Origin of the sequence: Streptomyces sp. NPDC014733 (genome assembly GCF_043083385.1) — a bacterium.
Taxonomy (GTDB): Bacteria; Actinomycetota; Actinomycetes; order Streptomycetales; family Streptomycetaceae; genus Streptomyces.
In genome coordinates this window covers 442,188-459,152 of the sequence record NZ_JBIBYO010000005.1, presented here as the reverse complement: position 1 = coordinate 459,152, position 16,965 = coordinate 442,188, and the positions used below count along the sequence as shown (strand labels likewise).

Below are 16,965 nucleotides of genomic sequence, written 5' to 3'. Positions count from 1 at the left end.
CCCGGCCCGCGGGGCGGCGGCCGGGCGGCATCAGTCGGCGGCGGCGGTGTGTCCGGCGGCGGTGCGCAGGTCCACCTCGCGCCAGAACCCGGCCCGGATCGCGTACCGGTCGTGCTCGTCGATCTGGTCGTCCTTGTGGGCGAGGAGGCCGAAGCGGGCGGCGTAGCGCAGCAGTTCACCGTCGATGCGGTGCGGGATGCGCGGGTACTCGGTGGAGAGCTGCTGGAGGTGGACGGTGTCGGAGAGGCGGTCGGTCCAGCGGCGGGCGAAGACCTGGCCGACCTCGAAGGGGTCGCCGCTGACGGCGGTGATGTCCTCCTCCCGGTCGGCCCAGCGCTGTTCGGCGCTGGTGAGCTGGGCGAGGGTGGGCAGCGAGGCGGTCTCGGAGGGCTCGCCCGCGGGGCCGCCTCGCTCGACCCAGCCGCGGTCGGACGACCAGCGGAGGGTGGCGCTCGCGGTGGGCGGCTGCGGGGCGGACGACGCGGCGGTGCCGTGGGCGCGGCCGAGACCGGCGAGGTCCTTGGGGGTGGGGACGACCTTGGCGGCGCCCGAGCCGTTGGTGTCGGCGGGGGCGGACTCGCGGCCGCCGGACCGGGCGGGTGCGGGCGCCGCCGCGCCGTCGGTGTCGCGGGGCCGGTCGGCGGTGTCGGGGGCGGACGCCGCGGCGGCAGCGGCGGCGACCGCGGACTCGGGCAGCGGCGCGGAGAGGATCGCGGCGATCTCCGGGCGGGGCACCGGCGGCGGGGCGCAGGGGCCGCCCAGCTCCTTGGCGCGGACCGCGCGGGTGATCCAGGCACGGTCCAGGACCCGGCGCTCGTCGGCCTCGGCGACCAGGTCCTCGGACTGGTTGTAGTCGCCGTCGGCGGCCTGGACGGCCCAGAGGTGGACGGCGACGCCGTGTTCCTTGGCGGACATCAGGCCGGGCAGCAGATCGCCGTCGCCGGTGACCAGCACGATGTCGGAGCAGGCGCGGTTGCGGGCGAGTTCGGTCAGCTCGGCGTGCATGGCGGCGTCCACCCCCTTCTGCGCCCAGCGGCCGTCGCTGCGGGTCAGGGCGCCCAGCCGGACGGTGACTCGGGGCATGACCCGCAACCGCCGGTGTTCGGGCTGGGGGACGCGGTCGGGGGCGCCGTCGAACCAGTAGATCCGCAGCAACGGGCGTTCGGTGTCGGCCTCGGCGCGGCGGCGCAGGCCCTGGATGAGGGCCGCGTGGTCCACGGTGATCCGGGACCGGGCCGGCTCTCCGGCAAGCAGGCTGGCGGCGGCGCCGAGCAGGTAACCGGCGTCCACCAGGACGACGCAGCGATCCACGATCCACCCTCTTCCCTGGAGGTGCTGAAGTCCGATCGCCCCCCGGTGCGAGTTTCCTTCGGCTTTCCATCGAGTCTGCCCGACCGTACGGGGGTTAACTGCCGGAACTCGATCTTCGGCGTGGCGGATGGCGCGGAAGCGCGTGCGGAGGGCGCGGGCGTGGGGTGCGGATCCCCTTCTCACTCATGGTAATTGCCGGAAATGCACGCTTTCGTCCCGCGTGTAAGTCTGGTCACGGCCCGATCACAGGATCCCCCTCAGGAGGCACGGTCATGGCCAAGCACAAGAAGGAACGAAGTAAGCAGCAGCGGGGCGGCCCGGCCCAGCAGGGTCGCGAGGACGCGCAGAAGTCGACGATCGAGGCGATCCAGCAGCGGCAGCCGGCTGCGCAGGGCAGCCCGGCGGACGTCGCGCGCAAGCACCAGCGGCGCTTCGGGCACAACTGACCCGGCCGCGGCCGGCGGTGTCTCACGGACGCCGCCGCACGGAAGTTGAGGGGCGCGCCCGCACCGGGCGCGCCCCTCAAGGGGTTCGGCGGGCTCAGCCGGCCAGGCAGGACGGGCCGAGCAGCACCTTCAGGTCGCCGAAGAGCGACGGGTCGGGCGTGACGCGGTGCCGGTCGAGGCGGAGGACCGTGGTCTTGCGGGTGCCCTGGAGCTTGATCCGCACCTCGGTCGAGCCGCGGTGGCTGGTCAGCACCTCGCCGAGCTTCTCCACCAGCGGCGGGGTGACCTTCAGCGTCGGGATGGTGATCGTCACCGGGGCGTTGGCGCCCGCCTCCGAGAGGTCGGGGACCATCATCTCCATGGCGACCAGCCGCGGTACGTCCTCGCGCTTGTCGAGGCGTCCCTTGACGAAGACCACCGCGTCCTCGACGAGCTGGGTGGAGACCAGCTGGTAGGTGGCGGGGAAGAACATGCAGTCCAGCGAGCCCGCGAGATCCTCGACGGTGGCGATGGCCCAGGCGTTGCCCTGCTTGGTCATCTTCCGCTGGAGGCCCGAGATGATGCCGCCGATGGTGACGATCGAACCGTCGGAGTAGTCGCCGCCGGTCAGCTGGGCGATGGCGGCGTCCGCCTTGTCGGAGAGGACGTGCTCCAGACCGAACAGCGGGTGGTCGGAGACGTACAGGCCGAGCATCTCGCGCTCCTGGGCGAGCAGGTACGTCTTGTCCCACTCGATGTCGGAGAACTCGACGTCGAGACCGAAGCCGGGGCCGTCGGAACCCCCGTCGGCGGAGTCCCCCATGCCGCCGAAGAGGTCGAACTGCCCCTCGGCCTCCTTGCGCTTGACCTGGACGACGTTGTCGATCATCGGCTCGTACTGCGCGATGAGGCCCTTACGGGTGTGGCCCATCTCGTCGAACGCGCCCGCCTTGATCAGCGATTCGGTGGTGCGCTTGTTGCAGACGACCGCGTCGACCTTGTCGAGGTAGTCGGGGAACGAGGCGTATTTCCCCTTGGACTTGCGGCAGCGGATGATCGAATCGACGACGTTCTGGCCGACGTTACGGACCGCGGTGAGGCCGAAGAGGATCACGTCGTCGCCCTGGGCGGCGAAGTTGGCCAGCGATTCGTTGACGTTCGGCGGGAGCACCTTGATGCCCATGCGGCGGCACTCGTTCAGATAGACCGCCGACTTGTCCTTGTCGTCGCGGACCGAGGTGAGCAGCGCGGACATGTACTCGGCCGGGTAGTTGGCCTTCAGATAGGCGGTCCAGTAGGTGACCAGGCCGTACGCGGAGGAGTGCGCCTTGTTGAAGGCGTAGCCGGCGAACGGGACCAGGACGTCCCAGAGCGCCTGGATCGCCTGGTCGCTGAAGCCGTTCTTCTTCGCGCCCGCCTGGAAGAGGACGAAGTTCTTCTCCAGCTCCTCGGGCTTCTTCTTGCCCATGACGCGGCGGAGGATGTCGGCCTCGCCGAGCGAGTACCCGGCGACGATCTGGGCGGCCTTCTGCACCTGCTCCTGGTAGACGATGAGGCCGTAGGTCAGGCCCAGGACCTCCTTGAGCGGCTCCTCCAGCTCCGGGTGGATCGGGGTGATCTCCTGGCGGCCGTTCTTGCGCTCGGCGTAGTTGGTGTGGGAGTTCATGCCCATCGGGCCCGGGCGGTACAGGGCCGAGACGGCGGAAATGTCCTCGAAGTTGTCGGGCTGCATCTGGCGCAGCAGCGACCGCATCGGACCGCCGTCGAACTGGAAGACGCCGAGCGTGTCACCGCGGCAGAGGAGTTCGTACGTCTTGGGGTCGTCCAGCGGGATCTCCAGGAGGTCCAGCTTGATGCCCTTGTTGGCCTCCACCATCTTGACGGCGTCGTCCATGATGGTGAGGTTGCGCAGGCCCAGGAAGTCCATCTTCAGCAGGCCGAGCGATTCGCACTGGGGGTAGTCCCACTGCGTGATGGTCACGCCGTCGGTGTGGCGGACCCAGACCGGGGCGTGGTCGACGATCGGCTCGCTGGACATGATCACGCCCGCCGCGTGCACACCCATCTGCCGGACCAGGCCCTCGACGCCCTTGGCGGTGTCGATGACCTTCTTGACGTCCGGCTCGTTCTCGTACATCGAGCGGATCTCGCCCGCCTCGCTGTAGCGGGGGTGCTTGGGGTCGGTGATGCCGGAGAGGTCGATGCCCTTGCCGAGGACGTCGGCGGGCATGGCCTTGGTGAGGCGGTCGCCCATCGCGTACGGGTAGCCGAGGACGCGGGCGGAGTCCTTGATGGCGTTCTTCGCCTTGATCTTGCCGTAGGTGCCGATCATGGCGACCTTGTCGGCGCCGTACTTCTCCGTGACGTACCGGATCACCTCGACGCGCCTGCGCTCGTCGAAGTCGATGTCGACGTCGGGCATGGAAACGCGCTCGGGGTTGAGGAACCGCTCGAAGATCAGCCCGTGCTCGATCGGGTCGAGGTCGGTGATGCCCATGGCGTACGCGACGATCGAACCGGCCGCGGAGCCCCGTCCCGGGCCCACCGCGATGCCGTTGTTCTTCGCCCACATGATGAAGTCGGCGACGACGAGGAAGTACCCCGGGAACCCCATCTGGATGATGATGTCCATCTCGTACTCCGCCTGCTTCTGGCGGTCGTCGGGGACGCCGCCGGGGAAGCGGCGGGCCATGCCGCGCCGGACCTCCTCCTGGAACCAGGTGACCTCGGTGTACCCCTCGGGGATGTCGAACTTCGGCATGAGGTCGCGCTTCTCGAACATGCCGTCGGTGTTGATCTGCTCAGCTACCAGGAGGGTGTTGCGGCACCCCTCCTGCCAGGCGTCCGAGGAGTCGATGGCGTACATCTCGTCGGTGGACTTGAGGTAGTAGCCGGTGCCGTCGAAGCGGAAGCGGTCGGGGTCGGAGAGGTTCTTGCCGGTCTGGATGCACAGCAGCGCGTCGTGGGCGGTGGCCTCGTGCGCGTAGGTGTAGTGCGAGTCGTTGGTGACCAGCGGCGGGATGCCCAGCTCCTTGCCGATCTTGAGGAGGTCCTCGCGGACCCGGCGCTCGATGTCGATGCCGTGGTCCATCAGCTCCAGGAAGTACCGGTCCTTGCCGAAGATGTCCTGGTACTCACCGGCGGCCTTCCTCGCCTCGTCGTACTGGCCCAGCCGCAGGCGGGTCTGGAGCTCGCCGGAGGGGCAGCCGGTGGAGGCGATCAGGCCCTCGGACCACTGGGCGATGGTCTCCTTGTCCATCCGCGGCCACTTCTGGAGCCAGCCCTCGGCGTAGGCGTCCGAGGAGAGGCGGAAGAGGTTGTGCAGACCGGTCTTGTTCGCCGCCCAGATGGTCTTGTGGGTGTAACCACCCGAACCGGAGACGTCGTCGCGCTTCTGGTGCGGCTGGCCCCACTGGATCTTGCGCTTGTGCTTACGGGAGGCCGGGGCGACATACGCCTCGATACCGATGATCGGGGTGACCCCGGCCTTCTGCGCGGAGTGGAAGAAGTCGTACGCGCCGTGGAGGTTGCCGTGGTCGGACATGGCGATGTGCGTCATGCCCATCTCGTTGCACGCGGCGAACATGTCCTTGAGCCGCGCGGCACCGTCCAGCAGCGAGTACTGGGTGTGGACGTGCAGGTGCGTGAAGGGCGGCTTGGCCACGGCGGTAGACCTCCGGAGATGGGCGGCGGACGAGGGCACGGCGAGGGGACGGACGGCGCCCGGGGCGCCGCACCGCGGATGGTGTGGGCAGCTTCGAAGTCTACGACCCGGCGCCGACAACGCGGCTCCGCCGCGACCCGGAGCGAGGCCTTCCGGTGCCGTCCCCGCACCCTCGGGGAACACCCGCGCGGGTTCATGGCAGACTCGCTGGCAATGGACATCTCGGCGGCACACCTGCGGGCGGTGCGTGCGGCGCTCTTCACAGCGCTGTGCGTGGCGCTGTCCGCGGCGTCCCATGTGCTGCTGACCCGGATGCCGCTGCCGCTGACCACCGTCGCCGCCGTCTCGGCCGGGGTCTTCGCCCTCGCCTACGCACTGGCCGGCGGGGAGCGCAGCTTCGGGCGGATCGCCGCGCTGCTGCTGCCGCTGGAACTGGCCGCCGACGCGGTCTTCAGCTACGGCCAGCACGCCTGTTACGGCCGCTCCGGCGGCCCGGTGACCGGTCCGCTGCACACTCTGGGCATCGATCTGCTCTGCGGCGGCGGTGACGTCGGCACCCCGCTGGCCCAGTTCTCCGGCCACGGCGCCGGGCCGCTGCTCGCCTTCCCCGCCGGGTCCGGCTGGCTGCTGCTCGTCGCGCATCTGCTGGTCGGGCTGGTGGCCGCCGCCTGGCTGCGCCGCGGCGAGGCGGCCCTGGCGCAGCTGCTCGGCGCGGTCGCCCACTTCGCGTTCCGGCCGCTGCTGGCCGCCGTCGCGATGGCGGTGCGGGTGCCCGCCCCGGAGCGCCCGGCCGCCCGCCGCGCCGCCGACGGCCCGCCCACGCCCCGTCCGCCGCTGCTGGTGCACTCCGTCGTCCGCCGTGGACCGCCCTGCGTGCTCGCTGCCTGAGCCCCACGGGGCCACAGCACGCGTACCGCCCTCCCCGGGGCGTACGCGCCGGACGCACCGCACCCTTTTCCACGGACTTCCACGGAGACATCTCATGAGCAACCGGAACACCCAGGCCAACAAGCAGGCGGCGCGCGAGCGGCTGCGTGCCGAGCGTGAGCGGCAGGCGAAGAAGGACAAGATGCGGCGGCAGCTGACCGTCGGCGGCGCGATCGTCGCGGTGCTGGCGATCGCCGGCGGCATCGGCGTCATGGTCGCCAAGTCCGGCGGCGACGGCGGCTCCGGCGCCAACGCCACCGTGAAGGACATGGCCGGCAACGACAAGGCGTGGGCCAAGGCGGCCAAGGCCAAGCTGGTCACGCCCGCGAACACCTCCGGCGACAAGGGCACCACGCTCGTGATCGGCAAGGCGGACGCCAAGCACACCCTGGAGCTGTTCGAGGACCCGCGCTGCCCCGGCTGCGCCAACTTCGAGCAGAACGTCGGCGAGACCGTCCAGAAGGACATCAAGGACGGCAAGTACAAGGCCAGGTTCCACCTGGCGACCTTCCTGGACAACAACCTCAGGGGCACCGGCTCCAAGAACGCGCTGAGCGCCCTGGGCTCCGCGCTGAACGTCAGCCCGGACGCGTTCCTGAAGTACAAGGAAGCCCTGTACTCCAAGGAGTTCCACCCGGACGAGACGGGTCCGGACAAGTTCGCCGACGACAACTACCTGATCGAGGTCGCCGACACGGTGCCCGCGCTGAAGGGCAACAAGAACTTCGAGAAGGCCGTGAAGTCGGGCGTCTACGACCGCTGGGCGCTGGAGATGTCCGTCGAGTTCAACTCGCACAAGGACGTCAACAACACCCCGACGCTCAAGCTCGACGGCAAGGAGATCGGCATCCAGAGCGGCCCGAACAAGGTCGCCCCGTCCACCCCGGCCGACTTCAACCGCCTCGTCGACGAGGGCGTGAAGTAACGCGCCGGGCGGCGGGCCCGCGTCCGTAGCCCGATGCCAAATCTTGACCCGGGAGTCTGCCGTGCACATGGCAGACTCCCGGCATGCCCCCCACGCTCTTCCCGATCCGCTGCCTGCCGCACCGCGGCCCACCGCCGTCCGGTGCGTACGCCGTCGACGTAACTGCCAGCCGCAGCACCGAGGGATCGGGACAGAGATGAGCAACGGCACCAGCCAGAAGGCCCCGTCGGCCGCCCGTGAGCGGATCCGCGCCGAGCGGGAGCGGCAGAAGAAGAAGGACCGGATACGCCGCCAGCTGACGGTCGGCGCCGTCGTGGCCGGCGTGCTGGTCGTCGCGGGCGGCGCCGGGTACGCCGTGGTGAAGGCGACCGCGCCGACCGGGTGGGAGGCCGCGAAGGAGGCCAGGTCGGTCGCCCCGGCGCACACCCAGGGCAAGAACGGCACCGAGATCCTGATCGGCGACAAGAACGCCAAGCAGACCCTGGAGGTCTTCGAGGACCTGCGCTGCCCGATGTGCGCGTCGTTCGAGCAGTCCTCCGGCGCCTCCCTGATCAAGGACATCGAGGACGGGCGCTACAAGGTCCGCTTCACGATCTACACCTTCCTCGACGGCGCCCAGGGCGGCGAGGGCTCCAAGAACGCGCTCAGCGCGCTCGGCGCGGCGCTGAACGTCGGCCCGGAGGCGTTCCTCAAGTACAAGTCGGCGCTCTATTCGCTGAAGAACCACCCCGAGGAACAGGACGACGCGTTCGCCAAGGACTCCGTCCTCCTCAAGATCGCGTCCGAGGTGCCGGAGCTGGCGCACAACAAGGGCTTCGAGCAGGCGGTCAAGAAGGGCACCTACGACCGCTGGGCGATGGACATGACCGCGCAGTTCGGCCGCAAGGGCGTCAAGGGCACCCCGACGTTCCTGCACGGCGACAAGAAGCTGGTGCTGCCGCCGGTGCCGCAGCAGCGGATGACGCGGGAGCAGTACGACCAGCTCGCCGACGCCAACTTCAAGAAGATGATCGACAAGGAGTTCGGCCCGGCGGAGGCCGGCCCCGGTGTCGCCAAGGGCGAGAAGGACCCCAGCGGCAAGGACGGCGGCGCCCCCGGCATCGCGAAGGGCGAGAAGGACCCCAGCGGCAAGGACGGCGGCGCCCCCGGCATCGCCAAGGGCGAGAAGGACCCGAACGCGCGCTGAGCAGGCGTGACGGGTGTCCGGCAGGCGGCGGGCGAAAGAATTTCCGACCGTGGCGCGTCCGGAGGCTCCCCGCCGCCCGTACCGGCCAGTAGGGTGAGCGGCCGTGACCGATCATGACCAGCTCTCGCGCCGTACCGCCGTGACGGCCGCGGCCGCCACCGCCGCCCTGCTGCCGCTCGCCGCGGCCGCGCCCGCCTCCGCCGCGTCCCGGGCCCCGTCCGCCGCGCCCGGCAAGGGCGCGGCGGCGGCCCCGCCGGAGTTCCGGCACGGTGTCGCGTCCGGCGACCCGCTGCCCGACGGCATCCTGCTGTGGACCCGGGTCACGCCCGACCCGGACGCGGTCCCCGGCTCGGGCCGGGGCGCGGCCACCGACGTGACGTGGGAGGTGGCCACCGACCGCGGCTTCGCGCGGATCGTGGCGCACGGCACGGTACGGACCGCCGCGGCCACCGACCACACCGTCAAGGCCGACGTCCGCGGACTGCGCCCGGCCACCGCGTACTTCTACCGCTTCACCGCGGGCGGCCGCACCTCCCCGGTCGGCCGCACCCGGACCGCCCCGGCCCCCGACGCGGCCGCCGGCCACGTCCGCTTCGGGGTGGTCTCCTGCGCCAACTGGGAGTCCGGCTACTTCTCGGCCTACCGCCACCTCGCCGCCCGCGCGGACCTGGACGCGGTGCTGCACCTCGGCGACTACCTCTACGAGTACAAGTCCGGCGAGTACCCGGAGTTCAAGGAGGTCGTCCGGCCGCACTCCCCCGCCCACGAACTCCTCACGCTCGCCGACTACCGCGTCCGGCACGGCGTCCACAAGACCGACCCGGACGCCGCGGCGATGCACGCCGCGCACCCGGTGATCGCGATGTGGGACGACCACGAGTTCGCCGACAACGCCTGGAAGGGCGGGGCGGTCAACCACCAGCCGGACTCCGAGGGCCCCTGGGCGCAGCGGATGGCGGCGGCGAAGCAGGCGTACTTCGAGTGGATGCCGGTCCGCCCGTCGACCGCCGGGACCACCTACCGCCGGCTGCGCTTCGGCACCCTCGCCGATCTGCACCTGCTGGATCTGCGGTCGTTCCGCGACGAGCAGGCGAAGCCGGGCAGCGGCGCCGTCGACGACCCGGGCCGCACCCTCACCGGGCGGGCCCAGCTGGACTGGCTCAAGGCGGGGCTGGAGCGCTCGGACACCGCATGGCGGCTGGTCGGCACCTCGGTGATGATCTCCCCGGTGGCGTTCGGCTCCGTGCCCGCGCATCTGCTGGAGCCGCTCGCCGAACTCCTCGGCCTGCCCAAGGAGGGCATCGCCGTCAACACCGACCAGTGGGACGGCTACACCGACGACCGCCGCGAGCTGCTGAGCCACCTCAGCGACCGCGGCATCGGCAACACCGTCTTCCTGACCGGAGACATCCACATGGCGTGGGCCAACGACGTCCCGATGAAGGCGGCGACGTACCCGGCGACCGCCCCGGTGGCGACGGAGTTCGTGGTCACCTCCGTCACCTCGGACAACCTCGACGACATCCTGCACGTCGCCCCGGGGACGCTCTCGCTGCCCGCGGCGGGCGCCGTCCGCGCCGCCAACCGCCATGTGAAGTGGCTGGACATGGACGCGCACGGCTACGGCGTCGTCGACGTCGACGCGGAGCGGACGCAGATGGACTACTTCGCGGTCTCCGACAAGCGCGACCCGGCGGCCACCAGCACACTGGTGCGCTCCTACCGGACGCTGTCGGGCACCCAGCGGGTGGAGCGGAGCGAGACGCCGGTGCGATGAGCCGGGGGCGTGCGGGGCGTGGTGACGCGCCCCGCACGCACGACCGCGCACCCGCCCGAGGCGCGTCGTTTCGGCCTACCTGCTCAGAGCGTCTCCAGGAAGCCGAGCGCTGTCCGCCAGGCGCTCTCCGCCGCCTCCTCGTCGTGGTCGGGCAGGTCCGGGTCGGTGAAGAGGTGGCCGGCGCCCGGGTAGCGGTAGATCTCGACGTCGGCGCCGGCCCGCTGCATCTGGAGGTACCAGGCGGTCAGCCAGTCGTGCGGCTCGAACGGGTCCGGGTCCGCGACGTGCAGCTGAACCGGCAGGTCGTCGGCGGTGGTGTCCTCGGCGATGTCCGAGGTGCCGTGCATCAGCAGCAGCCCGCGGGCCTTCTCGTCGGCGAGCGCCAGATTCTGCGCCACCGCGCCGCCGAAGGAGAAACCGGCGTAGACCAGCCCGCGGTCGGAGTACGGCGCCGCCGCCGTGACCGCGCGCCGCAGCAGCGTCTCCTTGCCGATCTCCTCCTTGATCTCCATGCCGCCACCGACGGAGTCCGCGGTCCGCCCGTCGAACAGATCCGGAACGACGACCTCATGGCCCGCGGCCCGCAGCCGGTCGGCGGCCGCATGCACCGCGGGGCGCAGCCCGCACACCGAGTGGAACAGCACAATCGTCGAGGAACCGCTGGTGGCGGGCTCGGTGGTGGGCGGCACGTACATCACTTCCCTGTCTCGGACGGCAGCCTCCCATCCTGCCAGGCCGGGTCCCGGCCCCCGTCACAGCCGCCCCGCGCCGGGTGCCGTACCGTGCCCTGATGCCGTACGCGGCCCACCCGGGTACGGCTGACGGGCACCCCGAGCCGAGGAGGAATCGCGACGTGTCCTTGGAGGACGTCCTGCGCCCGCTGAGCGTCATCGGCGGTTCGGTCGTCGTCACGGCCGTCCTGGGCTGGCTCGCCGACCGCGTGCTGCGCCGGATCGACGCCGCCCATCCGGAGACCCCGCTGTGGGGCGCGCTGCGGCGCTGCCGGATCCCGTTCCAGGTGCTGCTCTGCGCGGCACTGCTGCGCGGTTCGTACGACGCGACCGGTCTCGACCTGGTGCGCGACCACCGTGTGGGCATCGGCCGGACGCTGACCCTGGTGCTGATCGCGGCATCCGCGTGGCTGACGGTGCGCGCCGCGGCGGCCATCGTCCAGTCGTCGTACTCGCGCTACGCCGCCAATGCGCACGACGCGGCGCGGGTGCGACGCGTGCGGACGCAGATCACGCTGATCCAGCGGGTGGTCAGCGCGATCGTGATCATCGTGGCGGCCGCGGCGATGCTGCTGACCTTCCCGGCGATGCGGGCGGTCGGCACCTCCGTCCTGGCCTCGGCCGGACTGCTGGGCATCGTCGCCGGTGTCGCCGCCCAGTCCACGCTGGGCAATCTCTTCGCCGGGCTGCAGATCGCCTTCGGCGACATGGTGCGCATCGGCGACACGGTCGTGGTCAACGGCGAGATGGGCACGATCGAGGAGATCACCCTCACGTTCCTGACCGTTCGGACCTGGGACGAGCGGCGGATCACCATGCCGGTGTCGTACTTCACCGGCACACCGTTCGAGAACTGGTCGCGCGGCGGCGCCCAGCTGACCGGCACCGTCTTCCTCCATCTCGACCACACCGCGCCGCTGGAGAAGATGCGCGAGCAGCTGCACCAGATCCTCCAGGAGTGCCCGGAGTGGGACGGCCGCGCCTGGAGCCTGCTGGTGACGGACACGACCCCGTCGACACTGGTGGTCCGCGCGCTGGTCACCGCCCGCGACTCGGACGCGCTGTGGCAGGTGCGCTGCCGGGTCCGCGAACGGCTGGTCACCTGGCTCGCGGCCGAACACCCCTACGCGCTGCCGAGGATCACCACCACGGCGGCGGCGCCCGCCGACCACCCGCTGGGGCCGGTCCGGCAGCGCACCCGCGAGGAGGACTGACCGCGCGGGGCCCGGGCCGCTCCCGGACCGGGCCCCGCGGGGATCACTCGTGGACCTCCGGCGTGCTGCGCAGGCTGCGCATGTCGAGCTGGCGCAGCACCCGGTCGACGATCTCCGGGTCGGCGCCCGGCTCGTTGCGGGCGGCGAGCACCTCGTGGCGCGCGGCGGAGAGCATCTCGTTCTGGATGCGCTGCACCTTCTTCATGCGGGTGATGCGCTTCTCGAAGTGTTCCCGCCGGTCCTCGTCGACGATGTCCGGCGAGATCCGCGCCCCGATGTCGTACGCCCGGCGGGCCAGCTGCTCGTTGACCTCCTCGGGCAGCTCCTCGACCTCCAGGATCTCCTTGAGGCGGTGCTTGGACGCCTTGATGACGCGGAGCGCCAGCGCCCGCTCCAGCTCCTCCTCGGCCTCCGTGTCGGCCTTCACCCGCAGCTTGCGCACCAGCCACGGCAGCGTCAGGCCCTGCACGATGAGGGTGGTGAGCACCACCGCGAAGGCGATGAAGAGGATCTCCTCGCGCGCCGGGAAGTCCCCGCCGTCGTCGACGGTGTACGGGATGGCCAGCGCCAGCGCCACCGACGCCACCCCGCGCATCCCCGACCACCACATGATGAGCGTCTCCCGCCACGACATCGGGATGTCCTCGTCGATGTCGCGGCGTCTGTGCATCCGCTTCGCCAGCCAGGCGGCGGGCAGCAGCCACAGCAACCGGACGACGACGACCACGGCGACGACGGCGGCACCGGCCCGCAGCAGTTCGGTCCAGTGGCCGGAGGCGGCGCCGACGACGTTGTGCAGCTCCAGGCCGATCAGGCCGAAGGCGACGCCGGTGACGAGGGTGTCGACGATCTCCCAGAAGGTGTAGCCGGCCAGCCGGCCCATCACGTCGTCGGCGTCGACCGCGTACTCGGCGAGGAAGAGGGCGCAGGTCAGCACGGCCAGCACACCGGAGCCGTGGAACTCCTCGGCGACGACGTAGCCGACGAACGGGACCAGCAGCGTCAGGCCGATCTGCAGCGTCGGGTCGCCCAGTATGCCCATCAGCTTGTTGGCGACCCAGCCGATGACCAGGCCGACGGCGACGGCGACGACGGCGGAGAGGACCAGGGAGCTGACGGCCCCCGGTGCGGAGAAGGTGCCGCTGACGGCCGCGGCGAGGGCGACGTGGTAGAGGACGATCGCGGTGACGTCGTTGAAGAGGCCCTCGCCCTCCAGGATGGAGACCATGCGGCGGGGCAGTCCCAGCTTGCCGGCGACCGCGGTCGCGGCGACCGGGTCGGGCGGGGCGACGAGCGCGCCCAGCACCACGGCGGCGGCCAGCGGCATCCCCGGCACCACGGCCTGGGCGACCGCGGCGACCGCCGCGGTGGTGGCGAAGACCAGCGCGACGGCGAGCAGGAAGATCGGGCGGATGTTCGCCGTGAACTGGCGCCAGGAGGTGCGCTGGACCGCCGCGTAGAGCAGCGGCGGCAGCACCAGCGGAAGGATGTACTCGGGTGGGATGTCGACGTTCGGGACGAACGGCAGGAGCGCGAGGACACCACCGGCCAGGGTCATCAGCACCGGCGAGGGCAGGCCCAGCCGGTCACCGAGGGGGACCGTGACCACCGCCCCCAGGAGAAGCACGAACAGCAGGGCGAGCTGATCCACGGGGTTACGCTCCGGGGTCGAAACCGATCACTTTCCGCCCCAAGCCTGCCATGCCCGGACAGAAAGCGGACGGTCACCTTCCGCTGCTGACCGGGCCCGGCACCCGTCGGACCGTCAGGAACTCTCGTCCCGCACGGTGTCCAGCGCCCGCTGGAGATCCTCGGGATAGGCGCTCTCGAACTCGACCCAGCGGCCGTCCGAAGGGTGCTCGAATCCGAGCCGCATCGCGTGCAGCCACTGCCGGGTCAGCCCCAGCCGCTTGGCCAGCGTCGGGTCCGCGCCATAGGTCAGGTCGCCGACGCAGGGGTGGCGGTGGGCGGACATGTGCACCCGGATCTGGTGGGTGCGGCCGGTCTCCAGCTTGATGTCGAGGAGGCTGGCGGCGCGGTACGCCTCGATGAGGTCGTAGTGGGTGACCGACGGCTTGCCCTCGGCGGTCACCGCCCACTTGTAGTCGTGCTGCGGATGACGGCCGATGGGGGCGTCGATGGTGCCGCTCATCGGGTCCGGGTGGCCCTGCACCAGCGCGTGGTAGCGCTTGTCGACCGTCCGCTCCCGGAACTGCTGCTTGAGCAGGGTGTAGGCGCGCTCGGACTTGGCGACGACCATCAGGCCGGAGGTGCCGACGTCCAGGCGGTGCACGATGCCCTGGCGCTCGGCGGCACCGGAGGTGGAGATGCGGTAGCCGGCGGCGGCCAGCCCGCCGATGACGGTGGTGCCGGTCCAGCCGGGGCTGGGGTGCGCGGCGACGCCGACGGGCTTGACGATCACCACGACGTCGTCGTCGTCATGGACGATCTCCATGCCCTCGACGGGCTCGGCGACGATCTCGACCGGTGCCGCGGCCTGCGGCATCTCGACCTCCAGCCAGGCGCCGCCGTGCACCCGCTCGGACTTCATCACCTCGGAGCCGTCGACCCGGACCTTGCCGGCGGCCGCCAGTTCGGCGGCCTTCGTACGGGAGAAGCCGAACATGCGGGCCAGCGCGGCGTCGACGCGCTCGCCCTCCAGGCCGTCCGGTACGGGCAGGGTGCGGATATCGGGAAGCGTGCTCACCCCACGAGTATGGCAGTCCGACCGGGGTGGCCCGCCCGGCGCCCGGCGGCGGCCGCCGGGGCCCCGCCGCAGAGGCGGTTCAGTCCTTGTGGACCGTGCCGTCCGGGTCCAGCCCCCGGAAGGAGAGGATCACGATCAGGATGCCGCCGCAGACGATCGCGGAGTCGGCGAGGTTGAAGACCGCGAAGTGCGCCGGGGCGATGAAGTCGACCACCGCGCCCTCGAAGACGCCCGGGGAGCGGAAGAGCCGGTCGGTGAGGTTGCCGAAGGCGCCGCCGAGCAGCAGCCCCAGTGCGACGGCCCACGGCAGGCTGTAGAGCTTGCGCGCGATCCGGAAGATCACCACGATCACCGCCACCGCGATGATGGTGAGGAAGATCGTCAGCGCCTCCCCCATGCTGAACGCCGCCCCGCGGTTACGGATCACCTCGAACTGCAGCAGCGTCCCGATCACCTCGACCGGCGCATGGTGCTCCAGCTTCGCGACCACCAGCAGCTTGCTGCCCAGGTCCAGCAGGTACGCGACGAGGGCGATCAGCAGCAGGGCCGGGATGCGCCGCTTGCCGCGGCGCTCCCCCTGCCCCGGCTCCGCCGGACGTCCCCCCTCCGAACCCGCGTCGGACTCCACCCCGGAACCCGATCCGGATTCCGGCGTACCGGTGATGCGTTCCGCCTCTGCCACTGTGTGCGTCCCTCAGCCCGTAACGTCCCCGCCAGGCCACGCCTGGCTGAGGAACGAGGGTACGACACGCACCTGGCGGGGCGCCGGGGCCGGGGGCACCGGGCGACAGGCGTGCGCGGGGCGGGGAGACCGGGGCGGTCCGGGTACGGCGCCCGGCCCCCACGGCCAGGCCCCGGCCCCGCTCCCGGCGTCCGGCGGCCGCCGCTCACGGGGTGTGCGGGACGGCCGCCGAGGGGCGCCGGGTGCCCGCGCCCCTCAGCCCCGCCGCTCCTGTTTCTGCTTGCACTCCACGCAGAGGGTGGCCCGGGGGAACGCCTGCATCCGGGCCTTGCCGATCGGCTTGCCGCAGTTCTCGCAGAGGCCGTACGTTCCCGCGTCCAGACGGCCCAGCGCGCGTTCGGTCTGGAGCAGCATCTCGCGGGCGTTGGAGGCCAGCGCCAGCTCGTGCTCGCGGGTGATGTTCTTGGTGCCGGTGTCCGCCTCGTCGTCGCCCGCGCCGTCCCCGGAGTCGCGCATCAGCCCCGCGATGGCGTCCTCCGAGGCGGCGATCTCGGCCCGCAGCCGCACCGCCTCGCCCTGCAGCCCGGTCCGGGCCTCGTCGACCTCCTCCGGTGTCCAGGGGTCCTCGCCCGGCCGGACGGCCAGGTCGTCGGGGCCGGCGGCCACGAGCGCCGTGGGTACCGCCGGGTCCGTGCCGTGCGCCGCGGCCGCGCTCTTCTTCGCCACCACCGTCTTGGCTCCCGTCTTCCTCGCCGTCGCCTTCGCGGCGGTCGCCTTCTTCGCCGGGGCCTTGGCCGCGGCCGTTCTGCGCGCCGTGCTCTTCGCGGCCGCCGCCTTCCCGGCGGGGGCCTTCTCCGCCGCGGTCTTCTTCACCGCGGCCTTCTTCGCTGCGACCTTCTTCGCCGCGGCCTTCTTCACCGCGGTCTTCTTCGCCGTACTCTTCCCGGCCGCGGCCTTCTTGGCCGGGGCCTGCTTCTCCGGGGTGCCCGGAACGGGCGCACCGGCCTCCTGGGGAGCCGCGGGACGTGCCGTACCGGGCTCCTCGGCGGGTGCCGTGCTCTTCTTCGCGGCGGACTTCTTCGCCACCATGGCCGCGACCCCTTCACATATGTGATTTAGTTCGCGAATCGTGACGGGAACGATAAATCGCCGCACGGGCCGCGGCAATGGGACGCACCGCCCGTACCCCCGCTCCGCCCCGTCCCCGCCCGGCGCACCACGGGACCCGGCCGCCCGCCCGCCCCGGCCGCGTTCGGGTGGCCCCGGCGGCCGGGCCCACCGGAAATCCGGTCGGTCACCGTTCCGGTCGCCCCGTACACTGGGCGCAGCGACAGGCGTCGATGGGACGAGTAGCGTCGTAGGCAGCCAGCAGCGATCCGGGGACGGTGGGAGCCCGGAGGCGTGCGCGACGTGAAG

The 16,965-nt window shown here is 71.5% G+C and carries 13 protein-coding genes; 6 read left to right on the top strand and 7 right to left on the bottom strand.

The features are described from left to right. Positions 1-30: 30 nt before the first annotated feature. Positions 31-1,311, bottom strand: a complete 1,281-nt coding sequence (locus tag ACF1BH_RS15765) for an NYN domain-containing protein (protein ID WP_391643020.1) — start codon at positions 1,309-1,311, stop codon at positions 31-33. Positions 1,312-1,583: 272 nt separating this feature from the next. Between ACF1BH_RS15765 and ACF1BH_RS15760 the strand changes: the two genes are divergently transcribed. Then, on the top strand, positions 1,584-1,757 hold the full coding sequence (locus tag ACF1BH_RS15760; protein WP_391643019.1) for a hypothetical protein: 174 nt from the start codon (positions 1,584-1,586) through the stop codon (positions 1,755-1,757). Positions 1,758-1,851: 94 nt separating this feature from the next. Here the strand turns inward: ACF1BH_RS15760 and dnaE are convergent, their stop codons facing one another. Then, positions 1,852-5,400, bottom strand: coding sequence for a DNA polymerase III subunit alpha (gene dnaE, locus ACF1BH_RS15755; protein ID WP_391643018.1), 3,549 nt, complete (start codon positions 5,398-5,400; stop codon positions 1,852-1,854). A gap of 213 nt (positions 5,401-5,613) precedes the next feature. Here dnaE and ACF1BH_RS15750 point away from each other — a divergent pair, with 213 nt between their 5' ends. The 4 genes from ACF1BH_RS15750 (at position 5,614) to ACF1BH_RS15735 (ending at position 10,215) form a co-directional block, all read left to right on the top strand. Continuing rightward, complete coding sequence (locus tag ACF1BH_RS15750; RefSeq protein WP_391643081.1) at positions 5,614-6,288, top strand: hypothetical protein; 675 nt, start codon at positions 5,614-5,616, stop codon at positions 6,286-6,288. Positions 6,289-6,382: 94 nt separating this feature from the next. Beyond that, positions 6,383-7,252, top strand: coding sequence for a thioredoxin domain-containing protein (locus ACF1BH_RS15745; protein ID WP_391643017.1), 870 nt, complete (start codon positions 6,383-6,385; stop codon positions 7,250-7,252). A 196-nt stretch (positions 7,253-7,448) separates the two neighbouring features. Next, the gene (locus ACF1BH_RS15740; protein WP_391643016.1) at positions 7,449-8,438 is read left to right on the top strand and encodes a thioredoxin domain-containing protein; all 990 of its coding nucleotides are present in this window, start codon (positions 7,449-7,451) and stop codon (positions 8,436-8,438) included. Between the two features lie 103 nt (positions 8,439-8,541). Then, on the top strand, positions 8,542-10,215 hold the full coding sequence (locus ACF1BH_RS15735; RefSeq protein WP_391643015.1) for an alkaline phosphatase D family protein: 1,674 nt from the start codon (positions 8,542-8,544) through the stop codon (positions 10,213-10,215). 83 nt (positions 10,216-10,298) lie between these two features. Here ACF1BH_RS15735 and ACF1BH_RS15730 read toward each other — a convergent pair whose 3' ends face one another. Further along, entirely contained in the window at positions 10,299-10,910 is a 612-nt protein-coding gene (locus ACF1BH_RS15730) for a dienelactone hydrolase family protein (RefSeq protein WP_391643014.1), read from the bottom strand. A gap of 164 nt (positions 10,911-11,074) precedes the next feature. On the opposite strand from ACF1BH_RS15730, the gene ACF1BH_RS15725 reads away from it, so the two are divergent. Beyond that, positions 11,075-12,160: a mechanosensitive ion channel family protein gene (locus tag ACF1BH_RS15725; protein WP_391643080.1), complete on the top strand. Its 1,086-nt coding sequence runs from the start codon at positions 11,075-11,077 to the stop codon at positions 12,158-12,160. A gap of 43 nt (positions 12,161-12,203) precedes the next feature. On the opposite strand, the gene ACF1BH_RS15720 is transcribed toward ACF1BH_RS15725, so the two are convergent. The 4 genes from ACF1BH_RS15720 to ACF1BH_RS15705 form a co-directional block, all read right to left on the bottom strand. Beyond that, complete coding sequence (locus ACF1BH_RS15720; RefSeq protein ID WP_391643013.1) at positions 12,204-13,811, bottom strand: Na+/H+ antiporter; 1,608 nt, start codon at positions 13,809-13,811, stop codon at positions 12,204-12,206. 114 nt (positions 13,812-13,925) lie between these two features. Next, positions 13,926-14,867 (bottom strand): RluA family pseudouridine synthase, encoded by a 942-nt coding sequence (locus ACF1BH_RS15715; protein ID WP_391643012.1) that lies wholly within the window; start codon positions 14,865-14,867, stop codon positions 13,926-13,928. 79 nt (positions 14,868-14,946) lie between these two features. Beyond that, positions 14,947-15,549 carry a signal peptidase II gene (lspA, locus tag ACF1BH_RS15710; RefSeq protein WP_391643011.1) on the bottom strand — a complete coding sequence of 201 codons (603 nt, stop codon included), beginning with the start codon at positions 15,547-15,549 and terminating at the stop codon, positions 14,947-14,949. A gap of 255 nt (positions 15,550-15,804) precedes the next feature. After that, entirely contained in the window at positions 15,805-16,638 is an 834-nt protein-coding gene (locus ACF1BH_RS15705) for a TraR/DksA family transcriptional regulator (protein ID WP_391643010.1), read from the bottom strand. Between the last annotated feature and the right edge of the window lie 327 nt (positions 16,639-16,965).

What these genes read in the sequence shown, in the direction of transcription:
- ACF1BH_RS15760 (WP_391643019.1), top strand. Translation starts at nt 1,584, where the DNA reads ATGGCCAAGCACAAGAAGGAACGAAGTAAGCAGCAGCGGGGCGGCCCG.
- ACF1BH_RS15750 (WP_391643081.1), top strand. Translation starts at nt 5,614, where the DNA reads ATGGACATCTCGGCGGCACACCTGCGGGCGGTGCGTGCGGCGCTCTTC.
- ACF1BH_RS15745 (WP_391643017.1), top strand. Translation starts at nt 6,383, where the DNA reads ATGAGCAACCGGAACACCCAGGCCAACAAGCAGGCGGCGCGCGAGCGG.
- ACF1BH_RS15740 (WP_391643016.1), top strand. Translation starts at nt 7,449, where the DNA reads ATGAGCAACGGCACCAGCCAGAAGGCCCCGTCGGCCGCCCGTGAGCGG.
- ACF1BH_RS15730 (WP_391643014.1), bottom strand. Translation starts at nt 10,910, where the DNA reads ATGTACGTGCCGCCCACCACCGAGCCCGCCACCAGCGGTTCCTCGACG.
- ACF1BH_RS15705 (WP_391643010.1), bottom strand. Translation starts at nt 16,638, where the DNA reads ATGGTGGCGAAGAAGTCCGCCGCGAAGAAGAGCACGGCACCCGCCGAG.